Genomic DNA, 17,634 nt, shown 5'->3' on the forward strand with positions numbered 1-17,634 from the left:
ATGGGCAAGAGGTTTATACGCCAGAGGGAGCAGAGGGAAAAGAGAAAGGTAGCCCTCGAGCGTATAGATGCCCTCTTCACGCTCGCGGGGCAGGTTTTTCCCCATTATCCCGAGCTGGCCAACCGCTACGTGGAGATAGCGCTGGCGGTTCAGCAGAAGGCCAGGGTCAGGATGCCGCGAAAGTGGAAGCGCCGCTACTGTAAGAAGTGCCATTCGTTCCTCGTACCCGGCGTTAACGCACGGGTGAGGCTCAGGGACGGGAAGGTGGTCGTTAAGTGCCTCGAATGCGGCCACGTGATGAGGCACCCTTACATCAGGGAGCAGAAGGAAAAGAGAAGGAGGAAACTCAAAGGAACGGATTCCTGAACTTCTTGCCCGGATAGAGGGCTATGCCCTCGAGCTCCTCCTCTATTCTTATGAGCTGGTTGTACTTGGCGTTCCTGTCGCTCCTCGCCGGGGCACCGGTCTTTATCTGGCCCGCGTTGAGAGCCACTGCCAGATCGGCTATGGTTGCATCCTCGGTCTCTCCGCTCCTGTGGGAGACGACGACTCCGTAGCCGGCCCTGAAGGAGGTGTAGGCTGCATCTATGGCCTCGCTTAGCGTTCCTATTTGGTTCACCTTGAGGAGGAGCGCGTTTGCTGCCCCCATCTCGATGCCCTTCCTTATCCTCTTCGGGTTGGTGACGAAGAGATCATCACCAACGATCTGTACCTTGTTTCCGAGCTCCTTGGTTATCATGACGAAGCCTTCCCAGTCCTCCTCGTGGAAGGGATCCTCGATTGAGACAACCGGGTAGGTATTCACGAGCTCCTTGTAGAGCTCGAGGAGTTCGCCGCTGGTGTACTCCTTGCCGTTGACGACGTACTTACCTATGTCCGGGTAGAAGAACTCGCTTGATGCTGCATCGAGGGCGAAGGCTATCTCGTCGCCCGGCTTGTAGCCGGCCTCTTCAATGGCCTTGATGAGAACATCGAGGGGTTCGGTAACTTCCTTCATCGGCGGGGCAAAGCCGCCCTCATCACCCACGTTCACTGCGTTCTTTCCGTACTTCTCGCCTATGACCTTCTTGAGGACGTGGTAGGTCTCGCTGACCCACCTTATTCCCTCCCTGAATGAGTCCGCTCCAACGGGCATGATCATGAACTCCTGGAAGTCGAGCTCGTTGCCCGCGTGAACGCCGCCGTTGATGACGTTGCTCATCGGAACGGGCATGACGTAGGCGTTGGTGCCTCCGATGTAGCGGTAGAGGGGCATGGCGAGGGCCTCGGCGGCAGCCTTGGCAACGGCCAGCGAAACGCCGAGCATGGCGTTGGCACCGAGGTTGCTCTTGTTCTCGGTACCATCGAGCTCGAGCATGAGGGTGTCGATGTCCCTCTGGAGTGTAACGTCCATTCCCACTATCTCAGGCGCTATTATCTTGTTGACGTTCTCGACAGCCCTCCTAACGCCCTTTCCATGGAACCTCTCGCCGCCGTCCCTGAGCTCGAGGGCCTCGTGGGTTCCGGTGGAGGCTCCACTCGGGACAGCTGCCCTGCCCATGCTTACCGGGGTGTAAACGTCCACCTCGATGGTCGGGTTTCCCCTGCTGTCGAGTATCTCCCTTGCGTACACTCCGGTTATCTCAAACGGGTTCTCCATGTCAATCACCTCGAGTGATATTGGGGGAGCAATCTTAAAGGTTTTGGGGTGTAGTCCTCATAAATGGGTAAAAAGCCTAATAAGATATGGGCGATTAGTATTTGAGGTGATGGCCATGGACATTGCGAGGTATATTGATCACACCAATCTGAAGCCCTACGCTTCTAGGGAGGATATAATCAGGCTCTGCGAGGAGGCCAGGGAGTACAACTTCTACGCCGTCTGCGTCAACCCCTACCGCGTGAAACTCGCGAAGCAGCAGCTCGAGGGCAGCGACGTTAAGGTGGCGAGCGTCATAGGCTTCCCGCTCGGGGCCACCCCAACCGAAGTCAAGGTCTTCGAGGCGAAGAGGGCCCTCGATGACGGCGCCGACGAGCTCGACATGGTGATAAACATAGGAGCGCTTAAGGATAAAGACTACGAGTACGTGAAGAAAGACATAGCCGAGGTCGTCAAGGTCGCCCACGAGAGAGGGGCGCTGGTGAAGGTCATCATAGAGACCTGCTATCTAAGCGAGGATGAGAAGGTCAAGGCCTGCGAGCTTGCGAAGGAAGCGGGTGCCGACTTCGTGAAGACCTCGACCGGCTTCGGAACGGGAGGAGCGACGATCGAGGACGTTAGGCTCATGCGCAAGACCGTCGGTCCCGACATGGGTGTTAAAGCAGCTGGGGGCATAAGGACCTACGAGCAGGCGAAGGCCATGATAGAGGCAGGAGCAACTAGGATTGGAACCTCCAGCGGGGTTAAAATCGTCGGGGGTGAACCATAATGGACGTGAGGGAAATACTCCATCACATAATAGAGGAGCTTGAAAACGAGGGGCTCAAGCCGGACGTTATACTCGCCGGCCCCGACTTCCTCATGGTGGCGGGGGACGCCCTCGTTAACGTGAAGCTCAGGATATACGAGATAGCGGAGCTCGGCTACGATGCTGTGGTTGCGGACTCTTCCGCCCTCGGCCTCACGAAGAGGGCCTCAAGGAGGATTTCGGTGGATCCCTTCCTTGAGGAGATAAGGAAAAAGGAAGAAGAGGTTCTCGGGGAGTTAAGCTTTGAGGAGGAATGAGACCTGCGGGTAGGAGCGCCTCAGGAGGTATCCGAGGCCTCCGCCCACAACCACTCCCGTTACGGCCTGGAGCGTGTTGCCCGGTAGCTCAGCGGTGGCGCCCCCTATGCCGTAGAGCCACACCTCAACGAGGAAGTAGCCCAGCACCATGAGGAAGCCGCCCACTATGGTAGCCACGAGCACGCTGGTGAAGTCGTCCCTTTTTGAGGTTATGTAACCGACCACCCATCCCTCGACGCCCTTTATTATGAGCGTGAAGGGTGCCCAGTGGGGGTAGCCAAAGGCGTCGGCAATCGCCGAACCGAATCCCCCGGCGAAGCCTCCTACGAGCGGACCGAAGAGAACCGCCGAGAGCATCACCATGGTGTCCCCGAAGTTTATGTAGCCGCTAGTCTGGGGCGTGGGTATCCTTATTATCATCGTGGCGATGGCAACGAGGGCGGTCATGAGGGCGGAGATGGCAACGATCCAGGCGCTCTTGAACTCCTCCTTCTTGAGCACGAAGATGTAACCGAGGTACGCCAGCGCCACCACGAGCAGGAGCCACTTAACGTAGGGTGCTATCACCATGAGCTGTTCTTCGTTCACCTTAATCACCCCTTTTATTTTCAAGCTAAAAATTGAATTTTGGGTTAAAAAGTTTACGCACCCTCCGCACCCAGGGGAGCATTGGAGAAAGGGGATAAAAGAAGAGGGGGTCACTTCACGGGAGGCCTGAACTTGTAGCCGTAGAGGATTATGCCGTCCTCGTTGAACTCCATGACCTTCCTCGTTACCATCTCCACTTCCATTCCGAAGTCTATCTCCTCCGGGTCAACGTCCGTGAGCTGCGCCAGAACCACCGGCCCCTCCTCGAGCTGGACGAGGGCTATCGGGTAGGGCCTGTAGTACTCGAAGCCGCTCGGCGGGTTCCTCACGATGGTCCACGTTAGGACCTTGCCCTTACCGCTGAACTCGTAGTCCTCGATCTCCCTTGAGCCGCAGACTGGGCAGACCTCCCTCTTGGGGAACATCAGGTGACCGTTCTCACACTTCCCCCCGATGAGCCGGTACTTCTCCCTAAAGTGCCTCCAATAACGGGCAACCTGCATCGGCTTCCCCATATTCACACCCTCCTGAAGACGTTAACAGTTATGTTTGAACCCGTACCGCCTATGTTCTGCGTCAGGCCAACCTCTGCATCGGGTACCTGGTTGGGTGACTCACCCCTGAGCTGCCACACAGCCTCAACCGTCTGGTAGACTCCCGTGGCTCCGACGGGGTGTCCCCTGCTCTTGAGGCCACCCAGGGTCTGGATGGGGTAGTCTCCGTCTATCGCTATCTGGCCCTCCTTGGCCAGGAGGGCACCCTTACCCTTCTCCGCGGCTCCGAGGGCCTCGAGGCTGAGCGCGGCCATCACGGTGAATGCATCGTGAACCTCGAAGAAGTCAATGTCCTTGGCCGTTACGCCGGCCATCCTGTAGGCCTTCTCTGCTGCCACCTTAGCCGCTTTGAGCGTGAGGAAGTCCTCCCTGTTGGCGAGGTTGATCGTGTCTATCGCCCTTCCCATTCCGCTCACTTCTACCCACTTCTCCTTCGGAACGCCGAGTTCTTTCGCCTTCTCGGGTGTGGTTATTATGACCGCGGCGGCACCGTCACACATAGGGGAAGCATCGAAGAGCTTGAGCGGGTCTGCCACGTAGGGGCTCTTCATGACGGTCTCAACCTTTATCGGCCTCTTGAACATGGCGTAGGGGTTCTTGGCACCGTTTGCGTGGGCGTTGACCGAGAACAGTGCCAGGTCCTCCTCCGTGTAGCCGTAGGTCTTCATGTAGAGGCGCATTATGAGAGCGTTAAGGGCCACGAAGCTGACCCCGTGGAAGAGCTCCCAGTCGGCATCCGCTGCATAGGCCAGATAGCGGGTGGCGTCGCTCGGCCACGCATCGGTCATCTTCTCCACACCAACGACCGCAACGATATCCTCAAGGCCGCTCATGACGGCTTTGGCCCCCTCCTGAACCGCTGCTCCACCGGAGGCGCACGCGGCCTCTACCTTAACGGCAGGAATGTTTCCAAGGCCGGCCCAGTCCGCTATGAGCGCCCCAAGATTCTCCTGCTCGACGAACGAGCCGGAAATCATGTTTCCAACGTAGAGAGAGTCAACCTTCTCCACTCCCGCATCGTCCATGGCATTCAAGAGCGCCTCAACCGCCATGTCCCTAAGGCTCGTCCTCCAGTGCTCGCCGGCGGGAACGGCACCAACACCAATGATAACGGGCTTCTCCATTTCAACCACCTCACATTACGTACTTTCTCCTGTGTTTTGCGTAGAGGGCGTAGTCAATGTACTTCTTCCTGTTCACGTAGTCCATGGTCTTTGGAGCGAGGTCCCTCTTCTCCTCTATCGCATCTTGGACGACGAGGCTGAAGGCGTCGCTTCCGGCACCGCTTCCAAAGCTCACCCAGAGAATCCTATCGCCGGGTTTTGCTACGTCAAGGACGGCGGAAACGCCAACGAGGGTTGCTCCGCTGTAGGTGTTTCCTATGATGCCGCTGAGAAGTCCGGGGAGGACCTTCTCCTTCGGAATGCCGAGTATCTTGGCGGCTGTGAGCGGGAACTTGACGTTGGGCTGGTGGAAAACGGCGTAATCAAAATCGCTCGCCGAGTACCCGAACTCCTCCATAAGCCCCTTGGCGGCGCTTATTATCTGGTGGAAGTAGGCGGGCTCGCCGGTGAAGCGGTTCCCGTGCCTCGGGTAGTGCTCGTGCTGCCTCCTCCAGAAGTCGGGAGTGTCTGTAACGTATGAGTAGCTCCCCTCGAAGTAAGCTAGGGTCTCGGAGCTCTTCTCGCCAACTATGTAGGCCGCTCCGCCAGCCGCTGCCGTGAACTCAAGGTGGTCTCCTGGCCTGCCCTGTGAAGTGTCCGAACCTATGGCCATAGCGTACTTGGCCATTCCGCTTCCAACGAAGCCTATCGCTGCCTGAAGTGCCTCGGTTCCGGCCTTGCACGCGAACTCGAAGTCGGCCGCGTCCAAATCCGGAGTGGCCCCTATGGCCTCGGCGATCACCGTTGCAGAAGGCTTAACGGCGTAGGGCTTGCTCTCCGTTCCAAACCACACCGCTCTAATCTCCTTCGGGTCAATGCGAGCTCTCTTAAGGGCGTTTTTGGCCGCTTCAATGCCGATGGTGAGCGCGTCTTCATCGAGGTTGTTCACGGACTTTTCCTGGATGGGGAAGCTACTTATTCCCCAAACGCGTCCTATCTCCTCATCTTTGATTCTATACATGGGCACGTACGCACCGTAGCCCACAATGCCGACATCTTTAAGAGGCTTCAGCAGTTTTCCCATTGGGCACCACCCGTTTCGTTATAAGAGATACTCTTCAAACGTCCCTCGAAAGTTAAGGGCGGGAATATAAAAAGCTTTCGCTAAAAGTCCAATATATTTTCGGCAATCGGCGATAGAAAGCCCTATATACCACGAGTGCGAGTTAAATCTGGTGATTCTATGAAGTATGAAATTATCCACCGGCCCAGCTTTTCGCTGGTTGAGGTCGAGCTCGGAAGGGGCGAAAGCCTCCAGGCTGAGGCAGGGGCCATGGTTCACATGAGCCCGACGATAAGGCTCGAAACGAAGGCCAAGGGCGGTGTTTTCGGCGCTTTAAAGAGGTCAATGCTCGGCGGTGAGAGCTTCTTTATAAACACCTTTCGGGCGGAGGATGGCCCAGGAACAATAGGGCTTGCGCCCTCCTATCCAGGTGACATAGAGGCCTTTGAACTCGATGGGACGCTCTACGCCCAGAGCGGCGCCTTCCTCGCGAGCTCGGAGGGCATAAACATTGACACGAAGTGGGGCGGCGCAAAGACGTTCTTCGGAAGGGAAGGGCTCTTCCTCCTCAAGATGAGCGGCAGGGGAACGGTCTTTCTCTCAAGCTTCGGGGCAATATACAAGAAGGAACTCCACAACGAGCGCTTCATAATAGACACAGGCCACATGGTGGCATTTACGGAGGGCCTCGACTTCAACGTGAAGCGCGTTGGTGGGCTTAAGAGCACCCTCTTCAGCGGGGAGGGCCTTGTTGCGGAGTTCTACGGAACCGGGACGCTCTACATCCAGACGAGAAGCCTGGACAGCTTCATAGGCTGGATACTCCCGCACCTGCCCCAGAAGGGCTGACAAAACTTTTCTCACTTTATATTTTGAGGAGAAAGGGAAAAAGCCCGTTCAGGGCTTTCTCACGACTATAAGGGCGTGGTCCTTCTCGTAGGGCTCGAGGCTTAAGCGCTCCACCACCTCGAAGTACGTTGAAAGCTCCTCCTCGACCTCTCTGAACACCTGCTCCGGTTCCTTCGTCACGTCTATGCTCCTGCTCTTGATGCTTATCATGGCGTAGCCGCCGTTTTTGAGGTAGGCCTTCGCGTTGTCTATCAAAATCTTCGCCTGAGTAGGCTGGGCAACGTCCTCGAATATGACGTCAACCTTCGGGACGAGGGCGCGGTATTCCTCCGGTTTCGTGGCGTCGCCGAGGATTGGCACAATGTTCCTCCTCTCCTCGACGAGGGGAACCAGCTCCCTGAGAACCCTTGGGGAGAACTCGACGCCGAAAACCTTCCCCTCCCAGCCAACGATGTCGCTCACGTGGGAAGCCGTTGTTCCGCTGGCAACGCCGAGGTAGAGGACGCTCTTTCCGGGCTTTATGGGGAAGTTCTTGAGACCGTTGAGTATCGCCGCCCCAAGCTTTGAGCGCCTCGGGTTCCATATCCTGTACTCCTCGCCCTCCCACCTGATCGTTCTCTCGCCGTAAACCTTCTGTCCCGGGACGAGGTTTTTGGTCGCTATCTTCTCGCTCCCGTCATCGTCAATGACCGTGAAAACGCCGGGGAACCTGTGCTTTTTAACGTGCATCTACCTCACCTCCTCTCCTTTTTCTTCTTTTTCTTTTTGGGCTTGCCTTCTTTGCCCTTCTTGCCTTTGAACTTTTCTTTGCCCTTCTTCTCCTTTCTGCCCTTGAACTTCCGTCCCTTCTCCTTCTTTGGCTTCTCGGGCTTCCTCTTTGGCGGGTTGGGGTACTTCGACTTTATCTCCTCTATTCTGGCCTCAAGCTCCTTCTTGAGCTCCTCGGCTATGTATTCCCCGGAGAAGTAGTCCACCCTCGCTGCTATCGCGAGCTTTCCAGCTAAGGCCCTGGCCACCTTACCCCTCTGCCACCACGGGGACTTGTTTATGGCAGGATACTGGTAGATTATGCCGTGCTTGGGAGGCTTGGCACCGCTCCTGAGGTGCCTGAATAGGGCCTTCTCCGCCCCAAGAACCTGTATGGTTGATGCCGGCATTATGGCGAGCTCCCTGAGCCCACCGGCAAGGCTTATGAGCCTTGCGCCGAGCTTCGCTCCAACGAGGGCCTTGAGGTTCGGCGCGACGTCGTCCATGGCCTTCTCTATGTACTCCTCTATCTCCTCGCGGAGCTTGTAGAGGCGGTATATCTCCTCCGCAAGGTCCTGTATGACCTTGATGTCCCTTGAATCCATCCATGCACCCATTGATTTCTCAGCCGCGCTCTTTATCTTCGCCACCTTCTCCTCGGAGAAGCGGAGTTCTTCGGCATTTTCCTCGAGGTCTTCCCTCCTTCCAACCAGTCTCACGAAGTCAACGAACTGCTGGTGCCTCGGGAGAAGCTCATCGAGCTCCGGGAAGTGGAGGGTGTACCACTCCCTCAGCCTCGCAACGAGCAGGTTCGTGACCTTATCAATGTCGTCAAGGGCCTCTATGGCCTGGATTACCATCTTATCGCGCGCACCGCTCTGTTCCTGTATTCCGCGCCTCGTCAAAGCCACGCCGACCTCAAAGTAAGCCCCGAACCATTCCTCTCCGAGGAACTCCTCCGGCTTTGAGCGGAGCCTCTCCCCGGCGATGTTTGGGAACTCGAAGTCGGTGTTTGCCCCTGTCTCAGCCTTCACCTTTCTGGCAAGCTCCTGGTGTTCAAAAACCACCTCGTAGCCCTTGTCCATGAGCTCCCTCGTGAGCTCAAGCACTTCCTCCGTGGGTTCTCCCTTGAGGATCTTCTCGAGTGCCTCCTCAGCTCTCGCCCTGAAGGGAATCCTCGTTATCAGGTTACCCTGCTCGTCAAAAGCATAAACTCCAAGCACGTTTTCGCTAACGTAAGCTTTCATACTCATCACCTTGTTCTGTTTTGCTCTGGAAGTTTAAAAGACCTACCTTCTTAATAACCTATTGGTGCCGTGAGTGGAAAAGAAGAAGCGGGGGGGTCAGTCCTCCCAAGGCTCGGTGTACTTGAGCGCCCAGCCAAACTCCTCCTTCAGGATGTCTATGGCGGCCCCGGGCGGGATTATGCCGCGCTCGGTTATGATCACGTCAACGTACTCGGGTGGGGTGACGTCGAAGGCCGGATTCCAGACCTCTATGTTCTTCGGCCACTCCTTGAGCTCTTCCTCCGGAATGACCTCGCTTGGATCGCGCATCTCTATCTCGACCAGCTGACCAAGCATCGTCTCCGGGTGGAACTTGTAGGTTTCAGCAGCGATCATCGTCCAGACCCTGTGCTCCTTGGCCGTTAGCGCTATCAAAGCCGTTCCAATCTTGTTTATCACCGCGCCGTTGACCGTTATACTGTCAGCACCCATGACGACCTTGTCCGTCATCTTCATGTAGTGTCTGGCAGCGGAATCAACGACGTAGATAACCGGGATGCCGTAGCTTGCCAGCTCCTTGGCGGTGAGCTTGCCCTGCCACTTGGGCCTCGTCTCGGTTACTATGACCTTTATGTCCTTCCCCTGATCCCAGGCAGTCTTCATGACGCTTATGGCTGCTTTGCTGTGGCAGTGGGTCATTATGACGTCCCCGTCCTCTATTCTCTTCGCCCCAAATTCGCCTATCCGCTCGAGGGCCTTCTCCGAGTTGTGGATGAACTCCTTGGCCGCGTTTATGACAATGAACTTCAGCTGCTCCAGATCGGCCCCGCTCGCGTAGGCGACCTTTCCCCGGTGCATGACGTAACGGAGCGCGTTGGGCAGGGAAACGGCCGTTGGCCTCGTCTCGTAGAGTACCTTTGCCGCATACTTCATCTCATTCCAGAAGTCGTCCACGTTGGTGGCCTTGCTCTTCTCGGCCTGGAGCTGGAGCGCGTAGGCTGCAAAACGACCTATCTTACCGGCGCCCCTTATCTCCATGCTCTTTATCTTCTCGGCTATCTCACGAACTTCCTCCGCAAGCACATCAATCACCCCGTATATCTAAGCTATGGGACAGGGGTTTATATACCTCACCGTCAATTGCTTGCAAAAATTTTGTAATTTTGGGGGACGTGTAGCTATAGAGGGAGGGCAAATAGACCGCCAACATGCATTTGGGCGTATACTGTGAGTAAACCCCATAGAAATGGACGCAGGTTTGGAATCCAGTAAAAACATTTGGGGTTAATTGGAAAGGGACATTCGCTCCAAGATAGGCTGATTAACAACCGTCAAAAACTTTCCACCAGCGCGGAAGCTTTTGGAAAAAGCTTCACCAAAAGCTCGTAGCTCCTCTTAGAAAGGGAGGCCACATGCAAGGATTTTACACCATAGGCACCTGTTTCAGGAGGAAGATAACTTAAATGAGGGCCTTCGAAAAAAGTTTACGCTTTCTTTGACGCCCATTGGGCGTCGATTTTCAGCTATCAAAAGACTGTAACATGAGTTCTCACTTTGTAAAACTGCTCTTTGGGGATAAAATCGCACGGAATTTATGCTTTCCAGAAGGAGCTACAAACTTTGATGAAACTTTGCGCAGGCAAAGTTTCTTATGGGGCCGGGGCCGGGATTTGAACCCGGGCTAGGGGATCCACAGTCCCCTGTGCTGACCAGGCTACACCACCCCGGCCATCAGCGAGACTAACTCGTGGGCATAGATTTATAAAGTTTTCGCATTCACACAATGCCGGTGGGGGATATGCGGCGCAAAAGGGAGGCACTCGTCGGACTTTTCACCGCGATGCGCGAGAAAAAGGTTGATGAGGACATAATAGACCTGCTGATGCTCATAAACTCAATACGCGGTGTCCATACCACCTCCTCCTGTTCCGGAAGGGTGGGGATACTGGAGGAACCGGCGCTGGGTGCAAAGCCCCTCGCTCGTTGGCTACTTAAGAGGCACGGTACTATAACCTTCGAGGAGGCCAAGGAGTCCCTCAGGCTTGCGAGGGAGGGAATGCTCTTCCTCAAGAGCCAGCCCCCGATATTTCACGTCGTCGCCGAGAACCTTAGGATTGCGAAGAGGCTTCACGAGATTGGTTTAGCCAGCGGCTTCAAGTACACCACCTTTAAGGCCGTAAAGGGGGAGCGCGTCCTCGTGGAGATAAACGGAACGGAGTACCTCACCTCCCCGCTCGGGAGGGACGGAAAGGTTTTCGTGAGCGACGAGGCCCTGGCACTCAACGTTGAGGTTGCGAACGAGATGCTGACCCGCTCGAAGGGAAGACTGCCCCGCCTTCACAGCGCCTTCGAACACCTCCAGGACGAGCTCGGGGAGGACGAGCTGTTTTATGAAATCAAGCGCTCCTTTTAGCCCACCGCAATATTTATAAGTGCCTCTCCGGGAGTTACTCCCGTGGGCCCGTGGCCTAGGAGGATAGGGCGCCGGCCTTCTAAGCCGGCGGTCGCGGGTTCGAATCCCGCCGGGCCCGCCAGAGCCTCTTCTCCGCTAACGTTATATGCTCCAAAAAGGAGTTTAAAGTGCGATGATGAGTGAATCCAATGCTGACAGGATGATGAACCCAGAACCTGAGCGCGGAATCCACCTCAAAGGGCGAACCGATATGGAGGAGAGGCTAAACGAGATATACGAGGGTATAGAGGCCCTTCGCCAGGAGGCGGAGAAGAGCAGAACCCCGGATAAACTCGGATGGGACGACATAGCCCAGGAGATAGTGGGTGCGGTAACGTTCGCGCTTCCCTTCCTCTTCACGGGGGAGCTGTGGAACGTCGCCAAGGACATATCCCTGGAGCGCTCCCTGGCAATCTTCCTAATGACCCTTGCTATAGCCTATCTCTTCATAGCCAAATCCAGGATAGGCAACCTCAAGCGGGAGGAACTCTTCCACGTCCCCAAGAGGCTCCTCACTGTTGCTACTATCTCATACCTCATCTCCGCGGGGCTGATATACCTTTACGGCATAAACGGGATAGCGGATTTCACCTCCGCTCAATACCTCAACGCGACCGTGCTTATAAGTACCTTCGCGGTAATTGGAGCTATAGCCGTTGACATGGTGAAGTGAATGAGGGTTGTAACGGGAAACGTATTTGAGGAATTCGCCGACGACCGGTCTATTCTGTTCCCAGAATACAGAAAGAACCGTGACGAGCTGCTAAACTTTGTGAATTCCCTTACCGAAGACGAGACGGTCGTCACTGCGAGTTTGGAGCTCATAGACTTAATAGCTTGGAGGTTCAGGCGCGGCGAGGAGAACGTCCTTATATACTCCGACACCGGGAAGTCTCTCACGCTAAAAGAGGTCTACGAACTCAGGAAGTACCTCGACTTCGACGTTAGGGGCGGCGACTTCAGGGGTGAGGAGAAGGTTTCCATACTCTTCGTGGAGGGCAAAACGGACTCCAAGTTCTTCAAAGCCACATATAAGAAAGTCTTCGGCTTCAAAGAGTCCCGTACCCGGGGGAAGCCCCGCGATGTCCCCGGGGCCCTGAGACCGATCGAGACCCTCTTCGAGAGGGACAACTACGAGCTTATAGTGCGAGATGGGGGATATCTCGCGATAATCCCCAGCGAGGGCAACTCGGGAGTTGTAAGGAACCTCGGCAACTTCCTCAGGGCAATGGAGGTCTTTGATTTCAGAGTGGACAGAATAGGTGTGGCCATTGACATTGACGAGGACGAAGAGAGAGCCATGCAGTCCATAACAGGTAAACTGTCGTCCTTTTCCTTCGAGAGGGAAGGCGAGAACTTCCGGGTTGGGGAAACGGTGGTGGTGCCCCTGTTAATCGGGACGCGAATTGAGCTCGGGTCCTGCATAGAGTGGGAGAAGCCGACGGTGGAGGACTTTGTGCTCGCCATTCTCAAGGGAGGCAGGACTTTTAAAAGCCTTGAGCGCGCCATAAACATCCTGTGCGTTGATCTGGGGCGGAAGCTCAAGCCGAAGGAGGTTATATACCTCGCCATGGCCGCCCAGAAGTTCTGGGGCAACCTCGAGGGTTTCTACGAGATGATGATAATGCGCACCCCCAAGTGGAAGGTCGAGAAAGTCCTTAAAAGGGCCCGGCTGTATGAAAGGATGGGTGAGCTGGTGTGAGGCTCGTCTCCTTCGACGTCTGGAACACGCTCCTCGACATCGGGGTTATGCTCAGAGCCCTTTCCGATGAGCTCGCCAAACTTACGGGGATTGATAACGCGGACGAGGGCGTAAAGGCGGCCAGAGAGAGGATAAAGCGGATGAGGGCGGAAACTGCCGGCGACCCTTCCAGGGCCCTGGAGGAGAGCCAGGAACTCCTGGCTGAGCTCCTTGGGATAGACGTCGAGCTTGTCAAGAGGGCTGCCGCGAGGGCGGTTCTGAAGGTTGGAGACGAGATAGTCCTCTCAGGGGCGAAGGAGGCTCTGGAGGGAGTTAAAAAGAAGGGCCTCAAGGTCACCGTCACAGGGAACGTGATGTTCTGGCCCGGCTCCTACACGCGCCTCCTCCTCGAGCGCTTTGGGCTTATGGACTACATAGACAAGACCTTCTTCGCCGACGAGGTTTTAGCGTATAAGCCCATGAGGGATATGTTCGAGAAGCCGCTCAGGGTTTTTAATGTGGCGCCCGAAGAGGCCGTTCACATCGGCGACACGAAGGCGGAGGACTTCGAGGGAGCTTTGAGGGCTGGAATGTGGGCCGTCTGGATCAACCCGGAAGCGGAAGGGGTGAGAAGAATCCACGAGCGCGGCTTTGAGGTGCCATCAGTTGAGGGAATTCTGGAGGTGCTGGGGGAGATAGAAAAAGAGAAAACTTCTTGATGTTTTCACTTCTTCCCCTTCGGCTTTAACCACGCTCCAAGCCCAACCTGCCTCGTCTTCTGGTAGCGCAGATCCTCCTTTCTATAGCCGAAGGCCTTTAGAATCCTCTCAACGGCCGGCAGAACCTGGTTCTCGATGTAGTATTCAGCGTCGTAGCGGTGCTTGGCCGGGTCGAACTCGTCGAAGGGAATCGCCCTGTCGCCTATCCTTCCAGAGCCCTTGAGGACTATGTAGCTGATGACCGTCCCGGGGCGGATTTTGACGCCCCTCGCGGCTAACCTCTTCGCTATCGCCACGTGCGGGCCCGTTGCCTTGTAGTCCTTCAGCTCGCGCGTTATCTGCTCGTGGATAACGAGCTTCTCCGGCGGAACCTCGTACTTGCTCAGCTTCTCCGTCACTTCTTTGACTATGCTTACGGCCTCCTCAACGTTACCGTCCTTGAGAAGGGCCTCAAGAACCCTCGCCTGAGTCTCCTTGGCTATCTCGCTCCAGTCACGCCTGACTATCTCAAGCCCGCGCGTCGTTATCTTGCCCTCCTCGTCTATCACCGCGTACTTCTTCTTGGTGACGAAGAAACCGCGCCTGTAGAAGCCCTCGTACTCGAGCTCAAGCGCACCTGGGAGTTTGGAGTTGATATATTTGAGGAACTCCATGGCCTTCTTTTTGATGGTCTCGGCATCTTCTCCTGGTATCGTCGCGTGGAAACCGTCCGTGTCCGCGTAGAGGACTTTAAAGCCGTATTTCTCTTCTATCTCCCGTATGCTCATTTCGATGTACTCCCTTCCCCAGGCGGTGACGCTCTCGGCGCACTCCTTGCAGTACCAGCGGGCCCTTGCGTAGCCGTAGTAGCCGTAATAACTGTTGTGAGCATAGACCAACCCAAAACCAACGAGGAAGTTCTCGTTGTCTTCGACGCTCAGGTCGTAGACATAGCCGCTGTATTCCTCAGCCTCAACGGACTCAACACGGTCAAGCACTAGATCGCCATTAATGAGCCAGGAGAGTTTTTGGGCCTTTTCATAATCGAGCTTTCCGCCTTCAACCATCTTCCTGAAGGTCTGAGGACTGACGTTCTTCTGGAAGACCTTCTCAAAGATCTCGCTCAGGACTTCCTTGGGGATCACGTGCGAATAGTAGGCGTTCTTTTTCTTGTCCAGCTTTACGAACGGGAGCGCCTCGTTTATGTAAACCCTGTAAACGCTGCTGTCGTGCCCGAGCTTTACGGCCGAAACTCCCACAGAGTTCAAGAGGAGGACGAGCTGGTTGGCCAAAAGCTCGCTCTTCGTGGAGAGCCTGAGCCTTTTGCTCGGGTGGACGTCGCCATCGCCGATGAAGTACCCCTCAAGGAAAGCCATCCTAACCCCTGTCGGAGACGTGAAGATGAACTCTGGAACCATCTTGTTTTTCGCCAGAACACCGCAGAGGCTCTCAAAGAGCAGGTAGCCCATCTTCCTCGATATTTCAACGTAGTTCCGGCCTTTTCTAACCTTTCCAAAGAACCTCTCAGCGAGCTTCCCCATATCGTTCAGTACTTCAGGGTCTTCGTTGTAGAGCTTCACGCTGTAGCTCCAGCCGTTTTTGGGATTTCTCTGCTTTCTTGCATAGCCCTCGCTCACATAGTAGCCGAGGAGCTTTGCGAAGGACTCGTCAACCTCCACAAAAGGACTCATTCTAAAGCCGTTCAGCGTTCCAATTCTCCACTCCTTAAGCTCTTCCGGGGGAATTAGGCTTACCACGTCCCGGATGGAGTTGAACTCAACGAGGTACTCTCTCTTGTTGCCGTTGTATCTGATTTTTTCGACAAGTGCCTCGTAGAGCCTTCTGTATTTCCTAAGTGCCTCCCAGTCAAGTACTTCATAGCCTATCTTCTTAAGCCTGACATAACCCAGATCCTCAAGGTGCTTGAGATAACGCCTTGCTGTCCTTGGCCTTTTCTCCTCCCCAAAAATCCAGCGCAGGGTTCTAAGCATTCCTTTAAAGAAGTTCTTCCGCTCTTTGACGGGAATTGTCATAACAATGTCTGACGTTTCGTCCTCAGGGAATCCGAGGAGAAGCTCCACGAGGTTCAACACGTGGTTTCTCTCCGGAAGCTTCACCCTCCGCGGGACTGCAACCAGGTCGCCGGGCTTGAGTTCATCCCCCGTGACCTCAACGAGCTCCCCGTTTCTCACAGAGAAGAGGCTGTGGCCAGAGGTTATCTTTATTCTCCTCCCAGACTTCAGTTTTATGTTGTAAGCTTTGCCCGAATAGCGGTGCCTGATTAGGGCCTTTACCCTCTTAAGCTCGGCCTTCTTCGTTTCCCTGTTGAAGGATTGGACTTCAAGACCACTGACTTCAAGGATTTCCGTTTCCCCTTCCCTATGCACTCTTTCAGCGTTTTCATCCATTTTCCAGTCTATGAACTCCCCAATCCTGACGAAGCGAACCGTCCCGTTTTCAATAATGGGAAGCCACTCGTCGGGAAGAATACTGTTCGCCAGGATCTTGATTGCCCGCTGCCTGTAATCGAGGAGCCTCCTCTCGATCGGGTCAATAGTGGCCTTCATCTTCCTCTTTATCTTCTGCCTCTCCTCCAGAAGATCTCCGAGGAGGCTAGGAATGAAGCCCGGGAAGTCCTTGCAGAAGCGGTGGCCGACCTGAGGAGCCACATCGTACTCCTTGCATCCCTCTCTGTTGAGCGTATCCGGCGAGACGTTGTGGGTGATTATTATCGAGGGATATAACGATTTGTAATCTAGATACACTATGTTCTCCCAAAGGCCCTTCTCCGGCTCCTTCACGTAGCCGCCAGCGTATCCGCCGCGCCTCTCGTCGTACTCCCTTCCGGAGGGCTTGTTTGGGGCCAGTTCGTTCCTCTCGTAGGCCTTCCGAAGGAGGAACCACTCGACCAGATTGCCCGTGCTGGAGCGCGAGACGTCCCAGAGGGGCTGGCCGATCAAACGGGAAAGCTGGGCCTCCATCGGGAAGAACTCCTTTCCCAGCTCGTAGGTGACTTTGGCATCCTCCATTGAGTAGCGAGCGACCCTCTCAAGTCCCTCGTTGGTTTCCCAGGCTTGAGCTATCTCCTCCGCGTAGACCTTCTCCTTCGGCCTTCCAAATATCGCCTCATAGACGGCCTCAAGCGTGTAGGTCGGCAGGTTTATCGTCCTTCTTATCACGGGATAGAGATCGAAGTGTATCCTTCCCTTCACATCGACCGCAAATCTGTCGCCCATCCTCTGGATCTTCGGCTCGCTCCCATCCCTTCCAAGGATGAACTTCACCCCGAGCTTTTCGCAGCGCTTTTTTAGATAGGCGAAGTCGAAGTTGTCGCCGTTGTAAGTTATGAGAACGTCCGGGTCCTTCTCCTTCACGACCCTCAAAAAGGCCTTTATCATGTCTTTTTCGGTTGAGACGGCATCCACGTAGGGGAGGTCAACCTTCTTCCAGGTGATGACGCGAGCCTCACTTTCGTCAGCGTAGCTTATCATCAGAATGGGTCCCTCGGCGAACTCCTCGCCCTCGTGATAGAGCGTCTCGATGTCGAAGGCGAGCATTTTCAGCTCCTCGTCCCCCTCCATCGGAACCAGGCCCTTGTCGATGAGGTATCTCTTCGCGAAGGGTATGTCGTACTCGTAGATGTCCACAACTGCCGGATGGCTCCTTATCTTATCCCTTATGGCCGGGACGTCCTGTGGATGGGTGAAGTAGAGCTTCCACACTTCAACCGGCCTGCCGAGAAACTTCCTCTCCACCTTCTCGGCCTTTGTAATTCTCACCACCGTTCCGTGCCTCTCGGCGGTTATCTTCTTGATTTCTTCAATCGCGGAGTCGTCCTTCAGGAGGGCGTAGATGTAGGGCTCAAAGTTTCTATCGTACTCAACCTTGAACTCGCCGTTCTCCTTCTTGAATATCCTCACGACGGGCTTTCCATTCTCGGTTATGTAGTCAGCATCGAGGATCATCGTG

17 protein-coding genes and 2 tRNA genes are annotated in these 17,634 nt (G+C 55.3%); 9 read left to right on the forward strand and 10 right to left on the reverse strand.

Annotated elements, in window-relative coordinates; genetic code table 11:
* Positions 1 to 366: ribonuclease P protein component 4 (locus tag PFER_RS09890; protein WP_048151715.1), on the forward strand; the 366-nt coding region annotated here is incomplete at its 5' end.
* On the opposite strand, the gene eno is transcribed toward PFER_RS09890, so the two are convergent.
* Positions 347 to 1,639: a phosphopyruvate hydratase gene (gene eno / locus PFER_RS09895; RefSeq protein WP_048151719.1), complete on the reverse strand. Its 1,293-nt coding sequence runs from the start codon at positions 1,637 to 1,639 to the stop codon at positions 347 to 349. The genes PFER_RS09890 and eno overlap by 20 nt on opposite strands.
* Before the next feature lie 115 nt (positions 1,640 to 1,754).
* On the opposite strand from eno, the gene deoC reads away from it, so the two are divergent.
* Positions 1,755 to 2,408 (forward strand): deoxyribose-phosphate aldolase, encoded by a 654-nt coding sequence (gene deoC / locus PFER_RS09900; RefSeq protein WP_048151721.1) that lies wholly within the window; start codon positions 1,755 to 1,757, stop codon positions 2,406 to 2,408.
* Complete coding sequence (locus PFER_RS09905; protein ID WP_048151724.1) at positions 2,408 to 2,704, forward strand: family 4B encapsulin nanocompartment shell protein; 297 nt, start codon at positions 2,408 to 2,410, stop codon at positions 2,702 to 2,704. The genes deoC and PFER_RS09905 overlap by 1 nt, the downstream gene beginning before the upstream one ends.
* Here the strand turns inward: PFER_RS09905 and PFER_RS09910 are convergent.
* The 4 genes from PFER_RS09910 to PFER_RS09925 all read right to left on the reverse strand — a co-directional run bounded on the left by PFER_RS09910 (position 2,684) and on the right by PFER_RS09925 (position 6,033).
* Positions 2,684 to 3,292, reverse strand: coding sequence for an ECF transporter S component (locus tag PFER_RS09910; protein WP_048151727.1), 609 nt, complete (start codon positions 3,290 to 3,292; stop codon positions 2,684 to 2,686). The genes PFER_RS09905 and PFER_RS09910 overlap by 21 nt on opposite strands.
* A gap of 110 nt (positions 3,293 to 3,402) precedes the next feature.
* Positions 3,403 to 3,807, reverse strand: a complete 405-nt coding sequence (locus tag PFER_RS09915; protein WP_048151729.1) for a Zn-ribbon domain-containing OB-fold protein — start codon at positions 3,805 to 3,807, stop codon at positions 3,403 to 3,405.
* A 2-nt stretch (positions 3,808 to 3,809) separates the two neighbouring features.
* On the reverse strand, positions 3,810 to 4,970 hold the full coding sequence (locus PFER_RS09920) for a thiolase domain-containing protein (RefSeq protein WP_048151732.1): 1,161 nt from the start codon (positions 4,968 to 4,970) through the stop codon (positions 3,810 to 3,812).
* Positions 4,971 to 4,980: 10 nt separating this feature from the next.
* Positions 4,981 to 6,033 (reverse strand): hydroxymethylglutaryl-CoA synthase, encoded by a 1,053-nt coding sequence (locus PFER_RS09925; protein WP_048151736.1) that lies wholly within the window; start codon positions 6,031 to 6,033, stop codon positions 4,981 to 4,983.
* Between the two features lie 159 nt (positions 6,034 to 6,192).
* Here PFER_RS09925 and PFER_RS09930 point away from each other — a divergent pair, with 159 nt between their 5' ends.
* Positions 6,193 to 6,861 carry a TIGR00266 family protein gene (locus PFER_RS09930; RefSeq protein ID WP_048151740.1) on the forward strand — a complete coding sequence of 223 codons (669 nt, stop codon included), beginning with the start codon at positions 6,193 to 6,195 and terminating at the stop codon, positions 6,859 to 6,861.
* A 48-nt stretch (positions 6,862 to 6,909) separates the two neighbouring features.
* Here the strand turns inward: PFER_RS09930 and PFER_RS09935 are convergent, their stop codons facing one another.
* The 4 genes from PFER_RS09935 to PFER_RS09950 all read right to left on the reverse strand — a co-directional run bounded on the left by PFER_RS09935 (position 6,910) and on the right by PFER_RS09950 (position 10,563).
* Complete coding sequence (locus PFER_RS09935) at positions 6,910 to 7,590, reverse strand: fibrillarin-like rRNA/tRNA 2'-O-methyltransferase (protein ID WP_048151743.1); 681 nt, start codon at positions 7,588 to 7,590, stop codon at positions 6,910 to 6,912.
* 5 nt (positions 7,591 to 7,595) lie between these two features.
* Positions 7,596 to 8,855, reverse strand: coding sequence for a C/D box methylation guide ribonucleoprotein complex aNOP56 subunit (locus PFER_RS09940; protein WP_048151745.1), 1,260 nt, complete (start codon positions 8,853 to 8,855; stop codon positions 7,596 to 7,598).
* A 96-nt stretch (positions 8,856 to 8,951) separates the two neighbouring features.
* Positions 8,952 to 9,917, reverse strand: coding sequence for a ribose 1,5-bisphosphate isomerase (locus PFER_RS09945; RefSeq protein ID WP_084593957.1), 966 nt, complete (start codon positions 9,915 to 9,917; stop codon positions 8,952 to 8,954).
* Positions 9,918 to 10,486: 569 nt separating this feature from the next.
* Positions 10,487 to 10,563 (reverse strand) — tRNA-His (locus PFER_RS09950).
* A gap of 69 nt (positions 10,564 to 10,632) precedes the next feature.
* Between PFER_RS09950 and taw3 the strand changes: the two genes are divergently transcribed.
* The 5 genes from taw3 (at position 10,633) to PFER_RS09975 (ending at position 13,686) form a co-directional block, all read left to right on the forward strand.
* Positions 10,633 to 11,247, forward strand: coding sequence for a tRNA(Phe) 7-((3-amino-3-carboxypropyl)-4-demethylwyosine(37)-N(4))-methyltransferase Taw3 (gene taw3 / locus PFER_RS09955; RefSeq protein ID WP_048151747.1), 615 nt, complete (start codon positions 10,633 to 10,635; stop codon positions 11,245 to 11,247).
* Between the two features lie 44 nt (positions 11,248 to 11,291).
* A tRNA-Arg gene (locus PFER_RS09960) sits at positions 11,292 to 11,368 on the forward strand.
* Between the two features lie 129 nt (positions 11,369 to 11,497).
* A complete protein-coding gene (locus PFER_RS09965; RefSeq protein WP_394297005.1) occupies positions 11,498 to 11,959 on the forward strand; it encodes a DUF2391 family protein in 462 nt (153 codons plus the stop codon).
* Positions 11,960 to 12,988: a DUF3226 domain-containing protein gene (locus PFER_RS09970; RefSeq protein WP_048151750.1), complete on the forward strand. Its 1,029-nt coding sequence runs from the start codon at positions 11,960 to 11,962 to the stop codon at positions 12,986 to 12,988.
* Entirely contained in the window at positions 12,985 to 13,686 is a 702-nt protein-coding gene (locus PFER_RS09975; protein ID WP_048151754.1) for an HAD family hydrolase, read from the forward strand. The genes PFER_RS09970 and PFER_RS09975 overlap by 4 nt, the downstream gene beginning before the upstream one ends.
* Before the next feature lie 5 nt (positions 13,687 to 13,691).
* Here the strand turns inward: PFER_RS09975 and PFER_RS09980 are convergent, their stop codons facing one another.
* Entirely contained in the window at positions 13,692 to 17,630 is a 3,939-nt protein-coding gene (locus PFER_RS09980) for a DNA polymerase domain-containing protein (protein ID WP_048151758.1), read from the reverse strand.
* Positions 17,631 to 17,634: the final 4 nt, after the last annotated feature.

Source organism: Palaeococcus ferrophilus DSM 13482 (assembly GCF_000966265.1).
GTDB lineage: Archaea > Methanobacteriota_B > Thermococci > Thermococcales > Thermococcaceae > Palaeococcus > Palaeococcus ferrophilus.